Genomic DNA, 17408 nt, shown 5'->3' on the forward strand with positions numbered 1-17408 from the left:
GTCGGTCACTTCTCCGCGTCAGCCGCCGCCTGCGTGGCGTCGACGATGTCCTGCGGGGTGGCCTGGCCGGCGAAGGCCAGGGCGATCTCGTCGTTCATGGCGCCACCGACGGAGGCACCGAACGCCGTGTCGAAGTAGAGCTGCACGTACGGCGCCGCGTCACGGATCTTGAGGAGCTCGGCCAGGGCCGGGTCCGAGACGTACTGCGAGGCCGTGGAGTTGGTCGGCAGACCCATGTCGAGCTCCGCGAAGCCCTTCTGGACCTCGTCCGAGAGCAGGTAGACCGCGAAGTCCACCGCGGCGTCGGGCGCGTCCTGCGACACGGCCCACGCGTCACCGCCACCGAGCGCGGCCTCCGGGTCACCCTCGCCGCCCTCGACGGCCGGGAACGGGAACCAGCCGGTGTTCTCGCCGAGGCCCAAGCCGTCCTCGGTGAGGCCCTGCATGACGCCGGGCTCCCAGTGTCCCTGCATCTCCATCGCGACCTTGCCGGTCGCCAGGAGACCGGAGGCGCTGGTGGCGCCCTCCTGTGCCTTGGTCGACAGGAAGCCGGCGTTGAACGGCTCCGTGGCGATGAGCGCCTCGAGGTCCTCGCCCGCCTTGACGAAGCAGTCGTCCGAGAAGTCGAGGGTCTGCACGGCGTCCGTCAGGACGTCCTGCGAGCACTCGCGCAGCGCGAAGTAGTACCAGTAGTGCGCGGCGGGCCACTTGTCGCCGGCGCCGACGGAGACGGGCTCGATGCCGGCCGCCTTCAGCTTGTCGGTGGCCTCCTCGAACTCGGCCCAGGTGGTCGGGGGCTCGGTGATGCCGGCCTGCTCGAAGAGCGCCTTGTTGTACCAGAAGCCGACGACGCCGACGGAGAACGGCAGGCCGTACGTCTTGTCGTCGACCTGCCAGCCGGCGACGGAGCCGCCGATCTTCTCGATCGTCTCGGCGGCCGCCTCGGAGATGTCCTTGGTCAGGCCGGCCTCGACGTGGTCGGCCAGCTCGCCGCCACCACGCTCCATGTAGACGTCGGGGGCGTCTCCGCTCTGGAACGCGGCGTCGAGCTTGGTGAGCATGTCCTCGTGCTGCATGGCGTTGACCTCGACGGTCACGCCCGGGTTGGCGGCCTCGAAGTCGGCCGCGACCTTGTCGTAGTAGTCCTTGCCGTCTCCGGTGTTGGAGTTGTGCCACCAGGTGATCGTCGTCGCCTCGCCCGAGGCGCCGTCGGTCGAGTCGTCGCCCGCGTCGCCCGAGCTGCAGGCGGTCGCCAGCAGGGCAATACCAGCACCCAGGGCAAGGGTGCGAAGGACTGTTGTCCTCATCATCGTTGAATCTCCTCGTCGTCACTGACAGGGCTGGACGGCGCCAAGGTTGGCACCTGAGTCTGTGAAGTGTCAATCGTTGTCGATAACGTTATCGAAACGAAGATCTCAGGTAGATAACGTTATCGAAACTATGCTCTATGCTCCCCACGTGGACTCGACACCGCGCGTGAAGATGGAAGACGTCGCCCGGACCGCAGGTGTCTCGGTCGCGACGGTCTCCAAGGTGGTCAACGGACGCTACGGCGTCGCGCAGGCCACGCTGGCCCGCGTCCAGGAAGTGATCGACGAGCTCGGGTACGAGGCGAGCCTCGGTGCCCGGTCGCTGCGCAGCCACCGCACGAACGTCCTGGGCATCCTCGTGGCGGAGTTCGAGCCGTTCAGCACCGAGCTGCTCAAGGGCGCGTCCTCCGCGGTCGGGTCGACCGGCTACGAGCTGCTCGCCTACTCCGGCGGAGGTCGCGGCGCCGACGTCGGCTGGGAGCGTCGTTACCTCTCGCGGCTGTCGGGCACGCTCATCGACGGCGCGATCATCGTCACGCCCACCGTCGTCGAGGCGAGCACGGGCGTCCCCGTGGTGGCGGTGGACCCGCACACCGGACCCACCGGCCTGCCGACCGTCGACTCCGACAACTTCGCCGGCGCGGTCCTGGCGACCGAGCACCTCATCGGCCTGGGCCACCGCCGGATCGGCTTCCTGGGCGGGCGGCTCGACCTGGAGTCCGCGCGGCTGCGCGAGGACGGGTTCCGCAAGGCGATGGAGACGGCCGGGCTCCCGGTGGACGAGTCCCTGGTCGCGGTCGGCGGGTACCGACCGGAGACCGCGGACGCGCCGGCGCGCGTGCTGCTCGGCAACGCCGACCGGCCCACCGCCGTCTTCGCCGCGAACGACCTCTCCGCCATCCAGGTGATGGCCGTGGCGGTCGAGCTCGGCCTGACCGTCCCGGACGACCTGTCGGTGATCGGGTTCGACAACGTGCCGGAGTCGGCCCTGGCCTCTCCCCCGCTGACGACGATCAACCAGCCGCTGCAGGAGATGGGCTCCGAGGCGCTGCGTCTGCTGGTGGACCTGATCGACGGCAGGGAGCGGTCGACGCACCTGCGCCTGCCGACCGAGCTGGTCGTGCGCGCCTCGTGCGCGCCACCGCGTCGCTGAACCCCTGGACGCCGAAGGCCCCGGACCAACCTCCACTCCGATCCGGGGCCTTCGGCTTGCCCTTGGCGCTCAGCTGTTGCCGCGCGCCTGCCAGGTGCACACGCAGACCTCGTTGCCCTCGGAGTCGGCCAGGACCCAGAACGCGGGGGCCCGCTCGTCGCTCACCAGGTGCCCGCCCGCCGCGATCGCCGCCGCGACACGCGCCTCCGCCTGGTCGTGCCCGACGATGACGTCGAAGTGGATCCGGTTGCGCTGCGGACGCGGAGCATCCATCTGCTGGAACCAGATCGACGGGCCGATCCCGGCCGGGTCGACGAGGTCGTCGCCGTTCCGCACGTCGTACCCGAACACCGCCGCCCAGAACGGTCGGACGGCGGGGATGTCGAGGGCGTCGACGGCGATCTCCAGCATCGAGCTCAGTGGCGTGTCCCCCGGTACGCCCAGCTCGTCGGCGATCGCGGTCACCGTCGCGGCGAGGTCGACGTCGCGCTGGGTCAGGCCGCCGGCGTCGTGGCTGGAGGTGGTCACGGTGACCTGCCCCCAGCGCAGCACGACGTCCGGGTGGTGGTTCGCCTCGTCGGCCGCCGCCGCGATCCGCGCGACGAACGCGGCCGCGGTGCTGAAGTCGGGGGTCGAGAACGTCGCGCGCAGCGACTGCAGGAGCACGCGCCAGTGCCGGTCGTCGACCGCGGCCGTCACGTCGGAGTGCGCAAGGAGCGTGGTGTCAGCCATGCGGACCACCCTGCCACCGCCCGGTCAGTGCTGCAGAGCCGCCTCCGCCTCGGAGTCCGCGCCCGCGCGGATGTGCCGCGTGACCCACGGGGCGAGGGCGAACATGCCCCCGGCGAAGACGAGCGCGACGAGCCCGATGACCCCGAAGTACGCCGCGGGGGCGACGTCCGGCGTCGACTGGATCACCTGTGCGGCGATGGCGTTGCCCGCCGAGGGCGCCAGGAACCACAGCGCCATCGCCTGCCCGCGGTAGGCCTTCGGCGCCAGCAGGGTCGTCGCCGCGAGACCGACGGGCGACAGGCACAGCTCCCCGACCGTCTGGATCACGTACACGACGATCAGCACCCACGCGGAGGTCTTCGCTCCGTCGGCCAGCCACGACGCCCCGGCCAGGAACACGAAGCTCAGCGCGGCGAACGTCAGCCCGAGCGCGAACTTCACGGCGGTGGGCGGTCGGTCGTCGAGCCGGATCCACAGCCACGCGAACACCGGCGCCAGGACGATGATCGCGGCGGGGTTGATCGACTGGAACAGCTCGGGCGAGATGGTCAGCCCGAACAGCGTCAGGTCGGTGTCGTCCTGCGCGTAGGACGCCAGCGTGCTGGCAGCCTGCTCGAAGATCATCCAGAAGATCATCGCCGCGACGAAGAGCGGGATGTAGGCGCGCAGCCGGGTCCGCTCGTGGTCGGTCACCTTGCGCGAGCGGAACATCACGACGAACGTCGCGACCGGTGCCGCGAACGCGAGGTAGGAGATCGCGTCGATGAACGACGTGAGCCCGAACCCGCCCTGGATCAGCGCGGCGAGGGCGAACGCGAGGACGACGCCCGCGGCGACGACCACCAGCAGCCGCGCGACCGCGGGGCGCTCACCCGGGTTCAGCGGGTTCGGCGGGACGTCCCCCGCTCCGCCGAGGTACGTGCGTCCGGCCACGAAGAAGACCAGCGCGATCGCCATGCCGATCGCCGCGACCGCGAAGCCCCAGTGGTAGCCGCCGACGGCCCGCGCCGCGCCGACGAGGAAGGGAGCCGCGAGCGAGCCGATGTTGATGCCCATGTAGAAGATCGAGAAGCCCGAGTCGCGCCGCGGGTCGTCGCGGTCGTACAGCTCGCCGACCATGCTCGACACGTTGGGCTTGAGCAGGCCGGTGCCGAGGGCCACGAACACGATGCCGAGGAACGAGAACGACGCCTGCGGCACCGTGAGGAAGAGGTGGCCGGCGGCGATGACGATGCCGCCGTACAGGACCGACCGGCGGGCGCCGATGAACCGGTCCGCCAGCCAGCCACCGAGGACGGACAGCAGGTAGACCGAGGACCCGTAGACGGCGACGAGCGCCTCGCCGGACGTCTGCTCGATCCCCAGGCCACCGTTGGCGACCGTGTCCGTGAGGTAGAAGAGCAGGATCGCGCGCATCCCGTAGTAGCTGAACCGCTCCCACAGCTCCGTGCCGAACAGCGTGAACAGCCCGAGGGGCTGACCGAAGAACGCGCGGTCCTTGGGCAGGGTGTCGCTCTTGCGGGCGCTCGGCTCGGTCCCCCCAGGGCCCCCCACCTGCGCGTCGGCTGCGCCGCTCATCTGCCCATCGTGGCCTCGCAGGTGGGTGGGCACCACCCTGCGTCGCCGGACGAGCGGCGTGGACGGTCCCCGGCTACCGTCGCCGGGTGCCCACGATCCACTGGTTCCGTCGCGACCTGCGACTCGCGGACAACCCCGCCCTGCTCGCCGCGGTGGACCAGGCCCGCGCCGCCGACGACGAGGTCGTGCCGCTGTTCGTCGTCGATCCCGCGCTCTGGCGGTCGGCGGGCGCTCCCCGGCTCGCGTACCTCGCGCGCAGCCTGCACGCGCTCGACGAGTCGCTGGACGGACGCCTCGTGGTCCGCACCGGAGCCGCCGCCGACGTCGTCCCCGCGGTCGCCCGGGAGGTCGGGGCCCCGGCCGTGCACGTCACCGCGGCGACCGAGCCCTACGGCCGCCGCCGTGACGACGCCGTCGAGCGGGCGCTCGGCGTGCCGTTGGTCCGCACCGGCTCGCCGTACGCCGTCGCGCCCGGCCGGCTGACCACGCAGGGCGGCACGCCGTTCCAGGTGTTCACCCCGTTCCGCGGCGCGTGGCTCGACCACAGCTGGTCCGCCCCCGCGCGCCGACCGCAGCGGGTCCCCTGGGCGGACGTCCCCTCCGACGGCATCCCCGACGAGCCCGCCACGGACGTGCGTTTGCCCGGCGCCGGAGAGCGGGCCGCCCGCGCGCGGTGGGCCGAGTACCTGCAGGACGGGCTCGCCGAGTACGCGACCCTGCGCAACCGGCCCGACCTCGACGGCACCTCGATGCTGTCCATCCCGCTCAAGTACGGCGAGCTCCACCCGCGCACCCTGCTCGCCGACCTGGCGACGGCACCGTTCGACGTGGCGACGTTCCGGTCCGAGCTGGCCTGGCGCGAGTTCCACGCCGACGTCCTCTGGCACCACCCCGGCGCGACGCAGCGGTCGCTGCGGACGGTCGTGCCGGAGGACTCGTGGGACACCGGCGACGCCGCCTTCGAGGCCTGGGCGGCAGGGAGGACCGGCTACCCGTTCGTCGACGCCGGCATGCGCCAGCTGCTCGCCCTCGGCTGGATGCACAACCGCGTCCGCATGGTCGTGGCGTCGTTCCTGGTCAAGGACCTGCACGTGCGCTGGCAGCGCGGCGCCGCGCACTTCCTGGACTGGCTGGTGGACGGCGACATCTCGCAGAACCAGCTCAACTGGCAGTGGGTCGCCGGCACCGGCCGCGACGCCGCACCGTACTTCCGCGTGTTCAACCCGGTGACGCAGGGCGAGCGGTTCGACCCCGACGGGGCCTACGTCCGGCAGTGGGTGCCCGAGCTGCGGGGCATCCCCGGGCGCGCCGTGCACCAGCCGTGGAAGCTGGGGCTCGAGGCGCCCGAGGACTACCCGGACCCGATCGTCGACCACGCGGTGGAGCGCAAGGTCGCCCTCGACGACTTCCACCGCGGCCGCGACACCTAGGCGGGGACGAGCGCCCGGCCCGCTGACGCCTCGTCGAGCGCCGCCCGGGAGGCCGCACCCGTGTCGCGGAAGTGGCCGAGGGTCGCCAACAGCAGGCCGAGGAGTGCCCAGGACGCGAGCGCGACCCACAGCTGCGTCGTGTCGGCCTGCGGGAAGTACGACTCGTCGCGCAGGAGTGCGGCGGCGGCGCCCGGGGGCATCCACTGGCCGATCGCACCCCACGGCTCCGGCAGCATCTGCCACGGCTGGGCGGCGGACGCGATCGGGTTGGCGATCAGCAGGAACAGCACCGGGCCGATCGCGATGCCTGGCCGCCCGACGACGGAGACGACACCGACGATCACGCCACCGATCGCGAGGATCGCCAGGCCAATGACGCCCGCGTTGACCCAGGACGAGCCCGCGAGCGCGCCGAACCACCCCTGGAGCACCGCGGCGACCGCGAGCCCGCCGAGAACCGAGTAGGCGGTGACCGCGGTGACCCGCCGCCAGACGCCGACGACCGTGACCGAGATGGCGATGCCGCCGATCATCCCGCCGATGACCAGCGGGAACGTGACCGCACCCAGGATGGCCCCCCGAGGGTCGCCCTCGAGCAGCGGCGCGAGCTCGGTCACCGTGACGGGGACACCCAGCTGGGCCTGCAGAGCGGGTGCGAGGGCCGTGAGCTGCTGCGCGACGAGCGGGCTGCCGCCGGACGCGAGGAGGATCTCGGGCTGCTCCCCCAGGACCAGGGCGCCGTAGGCCTCGCGGGTCTCGACGAGGTCGACGGCGGCGCCGCGGTCGGCGGCGGGGAGCACCTCGAACGCACCGGGGGCACGCTCGTCGAGACCCTGGGCGACCGGTGCGACCGCCGCAGCGGGGCCGGCGACGGCGACGGGCAGGTCGTGCGGTTCGGACGTGACCGCCGGCCAGAGGAAGGCGAGCACGAGGACGGTGAGGACGCCGACGAGCCCGGCGCTCATGCCGAGCAGATGACGCCACGGGGTGTGCAGCATGACAGGATCTTCTCCTAAACCGAACGTTCGTTCTTGTAGGTACAGCGAAGCCCTCTCGCGTCCCGCTTGTCAAGAACGATCATTCGTTTTTATGCTGCGGCGTGCCCAAGGTCACCGAGGAGTACCGCGTCGCCCGTCGCGACGAGATCGCCGACGCCGCGCTGCGAGCCTTCCGTCGCAAGGGCTTCCAGGCCACGTCGATGGCCGAGATCATCGCCGAGTCCGGCCTGTCCGCCGGTGCGATCTACGGGCACTACCCCAGCAAGGACGCGATCATCGTCGACGTCGCCTCCCGCGTCGTCGGCAACCGGATCCTCGACGTCGAACGCCTCGCGCGCACCGAGCCGCTGGCCCCTCCACCCACCATCCCCCGCCTGCTGATCGGGGGGATGCTCGGCGCGCTCGGCAACCCAGCGATCATGCTGCAGCTCTGGGGCGAGGGCGTCACGGACCCGGCGGTGCGCACGGTCGCGCACGACGTCATCGTGCGGCTGCGCGGCGCGCTCGCCGAGTACACGTCCCTGTGGCACCAGCGCACGCACGGCACCCCGCCCGACGAGGCCGACGTGCTCGCCGCCGAGCAGGCGCCGCTGCTGATCTCTGCCGTGCAGGGGTTCGTCGTCCAGTCGGCGATCGTGCCGGACTTCGACCCGGAGGCGTACCTGAGGGCTGTGGAGAAGTACCTCCCGCGCTGACTCGGCTAGTCGAGCTGGGTCGCGCGGAACTCGTCCTCGAGGAGCGACATGATGATCGCGTCGCACCAGCCGTCGCCGTCCCGGTACGCGTCGCGCTTGCGGCCCTCGACCCGGAAGCCGAGGTTCTCGTAGAGGGACTTGGCCCGCGCGTTGATGCTCAGCACGTCGAGCTCGACCCGGTGCAGGGCCAGACCGTCGAACGCCAGGCCGAGGATCAGCTGGATCGCCTCGGTGCCGTACCCGCGGCCGCGGTAGCCCGGACGCATCGCGAGCCGGAGGTTGGCCGAGCGGACGACCTCGTCGATCTCGTTCAGCACGATCTCGCCCAGGTACTCGTCGGAGCCGTTCGCGGTCACCGCGAGATCGATCCGGCCGTCGACCGACGAGATCGTCGCGCACCAGTCGTCGATCTGCTGGCGCGTGAACACCTGCGTCGTGCCCGTGAGGCGGTTCCCCTCGGCGTCGTTCACCGACTCCCACACGGCGTCCGCGTCGCTCGCCCGGATGGGGCGGAGCACGATCATCTCGCCCTGGAGCGTGGGCTTCTCCATCGGTGCCTCCTGTCGCTGCGGCGAACGCTACGGCCCGGGTGTGGCAGGGACGTTACCGGCGGATCACGAGGAGCGGCAGGCGCCCCGCCGCACGGGAGGGGCGCCTGCCGGTCAGCCCTGGATGCGCTCCAGCAGCAGCTCACGGACGCGACCGGCGTCGGCCTGCCCGCGGGTGGCCTTCATGACGGCGCCGATGATCGCGCCGACCGGGCCGAGGTTCCCGGACCGGATCTTCTCCGCGATGTCCGGCTGGGCGGCCAGCGCGGCGTCGATGGCCTCGAGCAGGGGGGCGTCGTCGGACACGACCTCCAGACCGCGCGCGACGAGCACCGTCTCCGGGTCGCCCTCGCCCGCGAGCACCCCCTCGAGGACCTGCCGGGCCAGCTTGTCGTTGATCCGGCCGTCGTCGACCAGCTTCTGCAGCTGCCCGATCTGCGTCGGCGTCACCGGCAGCTCGGCCAGCTCGACCTCCTGCTGCTTGGCGGTCCGCGCCAGCTCACCCATCCACCACTTGCGCGCGGCGGCCGGGCTGGCCCCCGCGGCGATCGTGGTCTCGATGAGCTCGACCGCACCGGCATTGACGACGTCGCGCATCTCGGCGTCGGCGTACCCCCACTCCCCCTGCAGCCGGCGCCGGCGGGCGGCGGGCAGCTCGGGCAGGCTCGCGCGGATCTCCTCGACCCACGCCCGGTCCGGGGCGATCGGGACCAGGTCGGGCTCCGGGAAGTACCGGTAGTCCTCGGCGTCCGACTTCACGCGGCCCGCGGCGGTGGTGCCGGTGTCCTCGTGCCAGTGACGCGTCTCCTGGACGATCGCGATGCCGTCGTCGAGCACGCCCGCCTGGCGGCTGACCTCGTAGCGCACGGCCCGCTCGACCGACCGGAACGAGTTGACGTTCTTGGTCTCGGTGCGGGTGCCCAGCGGGCTCTGGGGCGTCGGACGGATCGACACGTTGACGTCGGCGCGCACGTTGCCGCGCTCCATGCGGGCCTCGGAGACCTCCAGCGCACGGAACAGGTCCCGCAGCGTCTGCACGTACGCGCGGGCCACCTCGGGCGCCCGGGCGCCGGCACCGGTGATCGGCTTGGTGACGATCTCCACCAACGGGATGCCCGCGCGGTTGTAGTCGACCAGCGAGTACTCGGCACCGTGGATGCGACCGTCGGAGCCGCCGATGTGGGTGTTCTTGCCGGCGTCCTCCTCCATGTGCGCACGCTCGATCTCGACGCGGAAGATGCTGCCGTCGTCCAGCTCGACGTCGACCCAGCCCTCGTACGCGATGGGCTCGTCGTACTGCGACGTCTGGAAGTTCTTCGGCACGTCCGGGTAGAAGTAGTTCTTCCGGGCGAACCGGCACGTCTCGGCGATCGAGCAGTTCAGCGCGAGGCCGATGCGGATCGCGTACTCGACGGCCTTCCCGTTGACCACCGGCAGAGAGCCAGGGAGGCCCAGCGAGACGGGTGTGACCGAGGTGTTCGGCTCCTCGCCGAACCCGGCCGGGGCACCGTCGAACATCTTGGTGACCGTGCCCAGCTCGACGTGCACCTCGATGCCGATGACGGTGTCGTAGCGCGCGACGGCGTCGTCGTAGTCGACCAGCGTGCTCATCGTCCGACCTCCAGCTCGGGAGCCTTGAGCAGCAGAGGCCCGCCCCACTCGTTCTCCAGCAGCGCCTCGAGCGCGGCGCCCACCCGGTACAGCCGGTCGTCGGCCTTGGCGGGGGCGAGGACCTGGAACCCGACCGGCAGACCGTCGTCGGACAGGCCGCTGGGCAGGGAGAGACCCGGCACGCCCGCCAGGTTGGCGGGGATCGTCGCGACGTCGTTGAGGTACATCGCGAGCGGGTCGTCGAGCTTCTCGCCCAGCTTGAACGCCGTGGTCGGCGCCGTCGGGGAGACCAGCACGTCGGCCGCCTCGAACGCGGCGGTGAAGTCGCGCTGGATGAGCGTGCGGACCTTCTGCGCCGAGCCGTAGTAGGCGTCGTAGTAGCCCGCCGACAGGGCGTAGGTGCCCAGGATGATCCGACGCTTGACCTCGTCGCCGAAGCCCTGGCCGCGCGTGGCGGACATGACGCGCTCGGCCGTCGGGTTGTCCTCGGGCACGACGCGCAGGCCGAAGCGCATGCCGTCGAACTTGGCGAGGTTGCTCGACGCCTCCGCGGGGAGGATCAGGTAGTACGCCGCGAGCGCGTACGTGAAGTGCGGGCAGGAGACCTCGACGATCTGGGCGCCCGCGCCGCGCAGCAGCTCGAGCGACTCCTCGAACCGCGCGAGCACGCCGGGCTGGTAGCCCTCGCCCTGCAGCTCGCGGATGACGCCGACGCGCACACCGGTCAGGTCAGCCGTGGCGCCCTGGCGGGCCGCCGCGACGAGCGCGGGGAGCGGCTCGTCGATCGACGTCGAGTCGCGCGGGTCGTGGCCGCCGATGAGCTCGTGCAGCAGCGCCGAGTCCAGGACCGTGCGGGTCACCGGACCGGCCTGGTCCAGCGAGGACGCGAGCGCGATGAGCCCGTACCGGGACACCCCGCCGTAGGTGGGCTTGACGCCGACCGTGCCGGTGACGGCGGCAGGCTGACGGATCGAGCCGCCGGTGTCCGTGCCGATCGCCAGCGGCGCCTCGTAGGCGGCGACCGCCGCGGCGGACCCACCGCCCGAGCCGCCCGGGATCCGGTCGAGGTCCCACGGGTTGTGCGTGTTGCCGTAGGCCGAGTGCTCCGTGGACGACCCCATGGCGAACTCGTCCATGTTGGTCTTGCCCAGGATCGGCAGCCCGGCCGCCTTGAGCTTCTCGACGAGCGTCGCGTCGTAGGGCGGGATCCAGCCCTGCAGGATCTTCGAGCCGGCGGTGGTCTCCAGGCCCTTGGTGACGACGACGTCCTTGACGGCGATCGGCACCCCCGCGAGCGCGTGCAGCTCCTCGCCCGCGGCGCGCCGGGCGTCGACGTCGGCAGCGGTCGCCAGGGCTGCCTCGCCGCTGACCTGGAGGAACGCGTGGACGGCACCGTCGACGTCGGCGATGCGGTCGAGGTGGGCCTGCGTCGTCTCGACGCTCGACACCTCGCCCGCGGTGAGCTTCTCCGCGAGGTCCGCGGCGGACAGCCGCGTCAGGTCGCTCACGCGTCCTCCCCCAGGATCTGCGGGACCGCGAACTTGCCGTCGACGTGCTCCGGCGCGGACGCCAGCACGAGGGCGCGGTCGACCGGCTCCACGAGCACGTCGGGGCGGAACACGTTGGTCAGCGGCAGGGGGTGGCTGGTGGCCGGCACGTCGGGCGTGGCGATCTCGCTCACGCGGGCGACCGACTCGACGATGACGTCGAGCTCGCCCGCGAGGCGGTCGAGCTCCGCCGGCGTGAGGTCGATCCGTGCCAGGCCCGCCACGCGCGCGACCTCGTCGCGAGAGAGGGTGGACATGCGTCGGAGTCTAGACGTTGGGACCTTGCTCCCTACGCTGGTGTGCATGGCGAGGAGCCCCGACGACATGGCCGCCGCGGTCGCCGCCGGCATGGCGGAGCGCACCGGCCGGTCGCTGGACGAGTGGGCGACGCTGGTGCACGACACGAGCGGCGTCGACCCGCTCGACCAGAACGCCGTGCGCCGGTGGCTCAAGGACGTGCACGGTGTCCCGCAGAACACGCGGTGGACCATCGCGTTCGAGGTCGCGGAGCGCGCGGGCTGGGTCCGGCCGGACGTCGACGGGTACGTCCTGAGCCAGTACTCGGGCCGCAAGGCCGGGCTGCGGCCGATCTACGACGCGCTGGAGGCAGCGCTCCTCGGCCTCGGCGACGACGTTCACCGGGAGGGCCGGTCGACGTACGTGCCGTTCGTGCGCGCCCGGCAGTTCGCCGCGGTCGCCGCGACCACGTCGACGCGCGTCGACGTCGGGCTGCGGTTCGTCGACCCACCCGTCCACCCGGCGCTCGTGCCGGCGAGCGCACCGGGCTCCGCGACGCACAAGGTCGGCGTCACCGAGGTGTCCCAGGTCGCCGACCTGATCCCCCTGCTGCGCGCCGCGTACGAGCAGAACGGCGGTCGGTGAGCCGCTCCCCGGTATGTGCTCCCGCGCCGGGCGGCGTCCGGTAAGTACGCTTTGCCGAGACTGGTGGTGCTGGCCGGCCCTGCCCCCCGGGTCGTTCCGCCGCCTGCCCCCGACCGTGCTGCCCGCAAGAACGCGCTCCCCCCGACCGCGCCCGCGCCACCCGACGACGCCCTGCGAGGACCTCCATGCCGCCGAAGATCAAGACCGCCCTCTTCTGGATCATCGCGATCTTCCTCGTGTACGCCATCGTCACGAGCCCGGACCGCGCCGCCGACGCCGTGCGCGCCGTGTGGGACATCATCGTCAGCGCGTTCAGCAGCTTCGCCCAGTTCTTCGCCAACCTGACCGAGTGACGATGGCGACCGTCGAGCAGACTCTCGCGGGTCACCGGACCCTGCGGAAGTACGTGCTGCCCGGCGAGCGGGTGGTCCTGACCCGGCGGTCCCACTGGGGCAAGCTCGCGGAGCCGACCCTGAGCACGTTCGTCGGGTTCGTCGTCGTGGCGTGGCTCGTCGAGGTGGCCGGCACCGCCGTCGGCCAGAGCTCGGAGTGGCTCTGGTGGCTGTGGGTCGCGCTGCTGGTGCGGCTCGTGTGGAAGGTGCTGGACTGGCGCAACGAGTGGTTCGTCGCCACCGACAAGCGCATGCTGCTGCTCTACGGGCTCATCACCAAGAAGGTCTCGATGATGCCGCTGGTCAAGGTGACCGACATGCGGTACTCCCGGTCCATCACCGGACGCGTCCTCGGCTACGGCGAGTTCCTCATGGAGTCCGCCGGCCAGGACCAGGCGCTGAGCCGCATCTCCTGGGTGGCCAACCCCGACTCCACCTACCGCGAGCTGTGCGCGATCATCTTCACGCCGGCGCAGGTGTTCCAGGCACCCGCGAGCAGGCCGCCGTCGGTCGCCGTCCGGCGACCGGCACCCCCACCGGTCGTCGCCCCCGTGGTCGGCGATCGCGGCGTCGCGTGGCCGCCGATCCACGAGGTGCGTCCGGACGACACCCAGCCGATCCGGGTCCCGCCCCGGCAGACCACGGGCGACGACGAGCCCGGGTGGACCGTGTCGGGAGACGCGGGCACGTTCGTCCCGGTCCAGGACCCCCGCATCGACGACTGAGCGACCGGGTCAGACCTGGCCGACCGCGGCGGTCACGAGAGCGAGGAGCGCCTGGGCGTAGGCGTCCGCCGCGGTGTCCGCGGTGAACAGCCGCTCCGGCCTGCCCGAGTGCTCGATGAGCACGCCGTACTGACCGTCGGTGGACCGCGCCAGGCTCCGGAACGTCCCGCCCAGCAGCTCCCGCAGCTGGTCCTCGCGCGGCAGCCACAGCGCGTCCTCCTGCGCGACCGAGTCGAGCGCCCACTCCGTGGTGCCGTTGAACCCCAGCACCGTGCCCGTGGGGTACTCGTGCGGCTCGACGACCATGTCCGAGATCGTGAACACCTGGTCGGCGAGGGTGCGCACCGCGAACCGGTCCCCCGGCGACGGGTGCCAGCGCAGCCCCGCGGTGTGGAGCTGCTCGGCACGGGAGACGCTGATCATGTGGCCAGTATCCGGCCGCGCTCCGGTCAGCGCGTGCTGAACGCGGCGTCGAACGCCGCCGTCGGCGGGTCGAACGCGTTGCGCTTCACGAACTCCAGCGCCTCGGGCGCACCGAGCAGCCGGTCCATCCCGGCGTCCTCCCACTCGACCGAGATCGGCCCGTCGTAGCCGATGGAGTTGAGCGCCCGGAACGACGCCTCCCACGGGACGTCCCCGCGACCGGTGGACACGAAGTCCCAGCCGCGGCGCAGGTCCGCCCAGGCCAGGTGCGACCCGAGGCGGCCGTTGCGACCGTTGCCGAGGCGGAGCTTCACGTCCTTGCAGTCGACGTGGTAGATCCGGTCGGCGAACTCGAGGATGAAGTCGACCGGGTCCAGCTGCTGCCAGATGAAGTGGCTGGGGTCCCAGTTCAGGCCGAACGCCTCGCGGTGGCCGATGGCCTCCAGGGTCCGCACGGTCGTCCAGTAGTCGTACGCGATCTCGCTGGGATGGACCTCGTGCGCGAACCGCACGCCGACCTCGTCGAACACGTCGAGGATCGGGTTCCACCGGTCCGCGAAGTCCTGGTAGCCCGCGTCGACCGCCTCCTGCGAGACGGGCGGGAACATCGCGACGTACTTCCAGATGCTCGACCCGGTGAACCCGACGACCGTCTTCACCCCGAGCTTCGCCGCGATCCGGGCGGTGTGCTTCATCTCCTCGGCGGCCCGCTGCCGGACGCCCTCGGGGTCCCCGTCGCCCCAGACGCGGTCGGACAGGATGTCGCGGTGCCGCTGGTCGATCGGGTCGTCGCAGACGGCCTGGCCCTTGAGGTGGTTGGAGATCGCGAAGACCTTCAGGCCGTACTCCTCCAGGAGGGCCAGCTTGCCGGCGACGTACTCCTCGTCGTCCCAGCGCCACGGGTCCAGGTGGTCGCCCCAGCAGGCGATCTCCAGGCCGTCGTAGCCCCACCCGGCGGCGAGCCGCGCCACCTCCTCGAACGGCAGGTCCGCCCACTGGCCGGTGAACAGGGTGATCGGTCGCGACATGGTCAGCTCTCCTTCGTGACGGGGGTCCACGTGCTGTCGTTCGCGGCAGACTCCTCGACCGCGGCGAGCACCCGCTGCACGACGAGCCCGTCGGCGAAGCTGGGCAGCGGCTGGCGGTGCTCGGCGACCGCCGTGATCAGGTCCACCGCCTGGTGCGTGAACGCGTGCTCGTAGCCGAGCCCGTGACCCGGCGGCCACCAGGCCGCCACGTACGCGTGCTCCGGCTCCGTGACGACGATCCGCCGGAACCCCGCGACCGCGGCGCTCTCGGTGGCGTCGAAGTAGTGCAGGACGTTCATGTCCTCGAAGTCGAACGCGAGCGACCCGAGCGACCCGTTGATCTCCAGGCGGATCGCGTTCTTGCGGCCCCACGCGAACCGGGTGGCCTCGAACGTGGCCAGTCCCCCGCCCGACATCCGGCCGAGGAAGATCGCGGCGTCGTCGACGGTCACCGGACCGGTCTCGGTGCCGGCCGTGCCGTGCAGACCGCTGTGCTCCGAGGCGACCGGGCGTTCCTTGACGAACGTCTCCAGCACCGCCGAGACCCCGGTGACCGACTCCCCGGTGACGAACTGCGCGAGGTCGACGATGTGCGCGCCGATGTCCCCGAGCGCGCCCGACCCGGCCTTCTGCTTGTCCAGCCGCCACGACAGCGGCGCCTGCGGGTCGGCGATCCAGTCCTGCAGGTACTGCGCACGCACGTGGCGGACCGTGCCGATCCGACCGTCCGCGACGAGCTGGCGGGCGAGCTGGATGGCGGGGACGCGACGGTAGGTGAACCCGACCATCGCGAGGCCTGAGCTGGCCTCGGCCGCGCGGACCATCGCCTCGGCCTCCTCGACGGAGTTCGCCAGCGGCTTCTCGCACAGCACGTGCTTGCCGGCCTCGAGCGCCGCGATGGCGATCTCGGCGTGCGTGTCGCCGGGGGTGCAGATGTCGACGAGGTCGATGTCGTCGCGGGAGACCAGCGCCTTCCAGTCGGTCTCCGTGCTCGACCACCCCAGCTTCGTCGCCGCGGCGCTCACCGCGGCCTCGTCGCGACCCGCGACGGCGGCCATGTCCGGCCGCAGCGGCAGGTCGAAGAACCGGGGGGCGTTGCGCCAGGCCTGCGAGTGCGCGACGCCCATGAACGCGTACCCGACCATGCCGATGCCCAGGCGTGGGACTGCTTCTGTCACGGCTCCTCCTCGCGGCCCGTGCCCCGGGCGGGTTCCCCTGCGGAGGGGGAACCCGCCCGGCTCGGTCGAAGACTCAGGACTCGAAGGCCGTCGGCAGGTACTGGTCGACGTTCTCCTTGGTCACCACGGGGGCGTACAGCTGGACGGTGCGCGGCACCTCGACCTCGACCAGGTCGCTCATCGACTTGCCCTGCACGAGGAGCCGGGCCAGCTTGATGCCGTCGGCGGCCTGCGTGGAGGGGTAGATGACCGTCGCCTTGAGGACGGAGTCGTCGGCCTTGATGGCCTCCATGACGTTCTTCGAGCCGGCGCCGCCGACCATGATGAACTCGTCACGACCGGCGTTCTCGATGGCCGCCATGACGCCGACACCCTGGTCGTCGTCGTGGTTCCAGATGGCGTCGAGCTGCGGCGCCGCCTGCAGCAGGTTGGCCGCGGCGGCCTCCCCGCCCTGGACCGTGAAGTCGGCCGCCACGCGGTTGCTCACCTCGAGGCCGCAGGCCCCGAGCGCGTCGGCGAAGCCCTGGCTGCGGTCCTGCGTCAGCGGCAGGTTGTCGATGCCGGCGATCTCCGCGACCTTGGCGTCGGGGTTGCCGCCGACCTCTTCGCAGATGTACGTGCCGGCGCTGACACCCATGCCGTAGTTGTCCCCGAGCACCGTGGTGCGGGCGGCGTCCGGGTCCTCGAACTCGCGGTCGACGTTGACGACGACGATCCCGGCCTGCATCGCCTTGATGGCGACCTCGGTGAGCGCGGCGCCGTCGAACGGCAGCAGGACGATGGCGTCGACGCCGTCGTTGATGAACTGCTCGACCTGGCTGATCTGGAGGTTCACGTCGTTCGTGGCCTCGGCCTGGACGAGCTCGACGTCGGAGTACTTGGCGGCCTCGTCGACGGCCGACTTCGTGATGGAGCCCATCCAGCCGTGGTCGGCGGCGGGGGCGGAGAAGCCGATGACGACCTTGTCGCCGGGCTCGTCGTTGCTGCCGGCGGCCGCGGCGGGCGCCGGCGCCTCGCCGGTGTCCTCGGCCTCGGGCGTGTTGGACGTACAGCCGACGACGAGCGCGAGTGCGGCGGCGGTGCCGGCGGCGGCGAGCCAACGGCGGCGGAGTGCTACGGACATGACGATCCTCCTTGATCGGGCGGGGCGTGGTGCAGGGGGCGGAGCTGAGGTGCTG

The 17408-nt window shown here is 71.8% G+C and carries 18 protein-coding genes; 6 read left to right on the top strand and 12 right to left on the bottom strand.

The window, feature by feature from the left end:
- Positions 1–5: 5 nt before the first annotated feature.
- The gene (locus tag CTE05_RS10975) at positions 6–1310 is read right to left on the bottom strand and encodes an ABC transporter substrate-binding protein (protein WP_146846163.1); all 1305 of its coding nucleotides are present in this window, start codon (positions 1308–1310) and stop codon (positions 6–8) included.
- A 130-nt stretch (positions 1311–1440) separates the two neighbouring features.
- Here CTE05_RS10975 and CTE05_RS10980 point away from each other — a divergent pair, with 130 nt between their 5' ends.
- Entirely contained in the window at positions 1441–2463 is a 1023-nt protein-coding gene (locus CTE05_RS10980) for a LacI family DNA-binding transcriptional regulator (RefSeq protein WP_371863366.1), read from the top strand.
- 69 nt (positions 2464–2532) lie between these two features.
- On the opposite strand, the gene CTE05_RS10985 is transcribed toward CTE05_RS10980, so the two are convergent.
- The gene (locus CTE05_RS10985) at positions 2533–3195 is read right to left on the bottom strand and encodes a 4a-hydroxytetrahydrobiopterin dehydratase (protein WP_146846164.1); all 663 of its coding nucleotides are present in this window, start codon (positions 3193–3195) and stop codon (positions 2533–2535) included.
- Positions 3196–3219: 24 nt separating this feature from the next.
- A complete protein-coding gene (locus CTE05_RS10990) occupies positions 3220–4773 on the bottom strand; it encodes a peptide MFS transporter (RefSeq protein WP_146846165.1) in 1554 nt (517 codons plus the stop codon).
- Positions 4774–4859: 86 nt separating this feature from the next.
- Between CTE05_RS10990 and CTE05_RS10995 the strand changes: the two genes are divergently transcribed.
- Positions 4860–6203 carry a cryptochrome/photolyase family protein gene (locus CTE05_RS10995; protein ID WP_146846166.1) on the top strand — a complete coding sequence of 448 codons (1344 nt, stop codon included), beginning with the start codon at positions 4860–4862 and terminating at the stop codon, positions 6201–6203.
- Here the strand turns inward: CTE05_RS10995 and CTE05_RS11000 are convergent.
- Positions 6200–7201, bottom strand: a complete 1002-nt coding sequence (locus tag CTE05_RS11000) for a hypothetical protein (RefSeq protein ID WP_146846167.1) — start codon at positions 7199–7201, stop codon at positions 6200–6202. The genes CTE05_RS10995 and CTE05_RS11000 overlap by 4 nt on opposite strands.
- Before the next feature lie 101 nt (positions 7202–7302).
- Between CTE05_RS11000 and CTE05_RS11005 the strand changes: the two genes are divergently transcribed.
- Positions 7303–7896, top strand: a complete 594-nt coding sequence (locus CTE05_RS11005; protein WP_146846168.1) for a TetR/AcrR family transcriptional regulator — start codon at positions 7303–7305, stop codon at positions 7894–7896.
- Positions 7897–7901: 5 nt separating this feature from the next.
- Here the strand turns inward: CTE05_RS11005 and CTE05_RS11010 are convergent, their stop codons facing one another.
- From CTE05_RS11010 to gatC, 4 genes are all read right to left on the bottom strand, one after another.
- A complete protein-coding gene (locus tag CTE05_RS11010; RefSeq protein ID WP_146846169.1) occupies positions 7902–8447 on the bottom strand; it encodes a GNAT family N-acetyltransferase in 546 nt (181 codons plus the stop codon).
- 111 nt (positions 8448–8558) lie between these two features.
- Positions 8559–10055 carry an Asp-tRNA(Asn)/Glu-tRNA(Gln) amidotransferase subunit GatB gene (gene gatB, locus CTE05_RS11015; protein WP_146846170.1) on the bottom strand — a complete coding sequence of 499 codons (1497 nt, stop codon included), beginning with the start codon at positions 10053–10055 and terminating at the stop codon, positions 8559–8561.
- On the bottom strand, positions 10052–11563 hold the full coding sequence (gatA, locus tag CTE05_RS11020) for an Asp-tRNA(Asn)/Glu-tRNA(Gln) amidotransferase subunit GatA (RefSeq protein ID WP_146846171.1): 1512 nt from the start codon (positions 11561–11563) through the stop codon (positions 10052–10054). The genes gatB and gatA overlap by 4 nt, the downstream gene beginning before the upstream one ends.
- Entirely contained in the window at positions 11560–11859 is a 300-nt protein-coding gene (gatC, locus tag CTE05_RS11025; protein WP_146846172.1) for an Asp-tRNA(Asn)/Glu-tRNA(Gln) amidotransferase subunit GatC, read from the bottom strand. The genes gatA and gatC overlap by 4 nt, the downstream gene beginning before the upstream one ends.
- Positions 11860–11905: 46 nt before the next feature.
- On the opposite strand from gatC, the gene CTE05_RS11030 reads away from it, so the two are divergent.
- The 3 genes from CTE05_RS11030 to CTE05_RS11035 all read left to right on the top strand — a co-directional run bounded on the left by CTE05_RS11030 (position 11906) and on the right by CTE05_RS11035 (position 13601).
- Entirely contained in the window at positions 11906–12484 is a 579-nt protein-coding gene (locus tag CTE05_RS11030; RefSeq protein ID WP_146846173.1) for a DUF5655 domain-containing protein, read from the top strand.
- A 185-nt stretch (positions 12485–12669) separates the two neighbouring features.
- Positions 12670–12837 (top strand): hypothetical protein, encoded by a 168-nt coding sequence (locus CTE05_RS20290; protein WP_186814828.1) that lies wholly within the window; start codon positions 12670–12672, stop codon positions 12835–12837.
- A 2-nt stretch (positions 12838–12839) separates the two neighbouring features.
- Entirely contained in the window at positions 12840–13601 is a 762-nt protein-coding gene (locus CTE05_RS11035) for a PH domain-containing protein (protein ID WP_146846174.1), read from the top strand.
- Between the two features lie 9 nt (positions 13602–13610).
- Here CTE05_RS11035 and CTE05_RS11040 read toward each other — a convergent pair whose 3' ends face one another.
- The 4 genes from CTE05_RS11040 to CTE05_RS11055 form a co-directional block, all read right to left on the bottom strand.
- On the bottom strand, positions 13611–14024 hold the full coding sequence (locus tag CTE05_RS11040; protein WP_146846175.1) for a pilus assembly protein CpaE: 414 nt from the start codon (positions 14022–14024) through the stop codon (positions 13611–13613).
- Between the two features lie 26 nt (positions 14025–14050).
- Complete coding sequence (locus tag CTE05_RS11045) at positions 14051–15052, bottom strand: sugar phosphate isomerase/epimerase family protein (protein ID WP_146846176.1); 1002 nt, start codon at positions 15050–15052, stop codon at positions 14051–14053.
- A gap of 2 nt (positions 15053–15054) precedes the next feature.
- Positions 15055–16197 carry a Gfo/Idh/MocA family protein gene (locus CTE05_RS11050; RefSeq protein WP_146846218.1) on the bottom strand — a complete coding sequence of 381 codons (1143 nt, stop codon included), beginning with the start codon at positions 16195–16197 and terminating at the stop codon, positions 15055–15057.
- A gap of 106 nt (positions 16198–16303) precedes the next feature.
- Complete coding sequence (locus tag CTE05_RS11055) at positions 16304–17353, bottom strand: substrate-binding domain-containing protein (RefSeq protein ID WP_146846177.1); 1050 nt, start codon at positions 17351–17353, stop codon at positions 16304–16306.
- Positions 17354–17408 lie beyond the last annotated feature (55 nt).

The organism is Cellulomonas terrae (genome assembly GCF_007990265.1).
Lineage (GTDB): Bacteria > Actinomycetota > Actinomycetes > Actinomycetales > Cellulomonadaceae > Cellulomonas > Cellulomonas terrae.

Bases quoted from the DNA above. Each gene is read 5' to 3' on its own strand.
- CTE05_RS10975 (WP_146846163.1), bottom strand. From the start codon at position 1,310: ATGATGAGGACAACAGTCCTTCGCACCCTTGCCCTGGGTGCTGGTATT.
- CTE05_RS10980 (WP_371863366.1), top strand. From the start codon at position 1,441: ATGCTCTATGCTCCCCACGTGGACTCGACACCGCGCGTGAAGATGGAA.
- CTE05_RS10985 (WP_146846164.1), bottom strand. From the start codon at position 3,195: ATGGCTGACACCACGCTCCTTGCGCACTCCGACGTGACGGCCGCGGTC.
- CTE05_RS10990 (WP_146846165.1), bottom strand. From the start codon at position 4,773: ATGAGCGGCGCAGCCGACGCGCAGGTGGGGGGCCCTGGGGGGACCGAG.
- CTE05_RS11000 (WP_146846167.1), bottom strand. From the start codon at position 7,201: ATGCTGCACACCCCGTGGCGTCATCTGCTCGGCATGAGCGCCGGGCTC.
- CTE05_RS11010 (WP_146846169.1), bottom strand. From the start codon at position 8,447: ATGGAGAAGCCCACGCTCCAGGGCGAGATGATCGTGCTCCGCCCCATC.
- gatB (WP_146846170.1), bottom strand. From the start codon at position 10,055: ATGAGCACGCTGGTCGACTACGACGACGCCGTCGCGCGCTACGACACC.
- gatC (WP_146846172.1), bottom strand. From the start codon at position 11,859: ATGTCCACCCTCTCTCGCGACGAGGTCGCGCGCGTGGCGGGCCTGGCA.
- CTE05_RS11030 (WP_146846173.1), top strand. From the start codon at position 11,906: ATGGCGAGGAGCCCCGACGACATGGCCGCCGCGGTCGCCGCCGGCATG.
- CTE05_RS20290 (WP_186814828.1), top strand. From the start codon at position 12,670: ATGCCGCCGAAGATCAAGACCGCCCTCTTCTGGATCATCGCGATCTTC.
- CTE05_RS11035 (WP_146846174.1), top strand. From the start codon at position 12,840: ATGGCGACCGTCGAGCAGACTCTCGCGGGTCACCGGACCCTGCGGAAG.
- CTE05_RS11040 (WP_146846175.1), bottom strand. From the start codon at position 14,024: ATGATCAGCGTCTCCCGTGCCGAGCAGCTCCACACCGCGGGGCTGCGC.
- CTE05_RS11045 (WP_146846176.1), bottom strand. From the start codon at position 15,052: ATGTCGCGACCGATCACCCTGTTCACCGGCCAGTGGGCGGACCTGCCG.
- CTE05_RS11050 (WP_146846218.1), bottom strand. From the start codon at position 16,197: ATGGTCGGGTACGCGTTCATGGGCGTCGCGCACTCGCAGGCCTGGCGC.
- CTE05_RS11055 (WP_146846177.1), bottom strand. From the start codon at position 17,353: ATGTCCGTAGCACTCCGCCGCCGTTGGCTCGCCGCCGCCGGCACCGCC.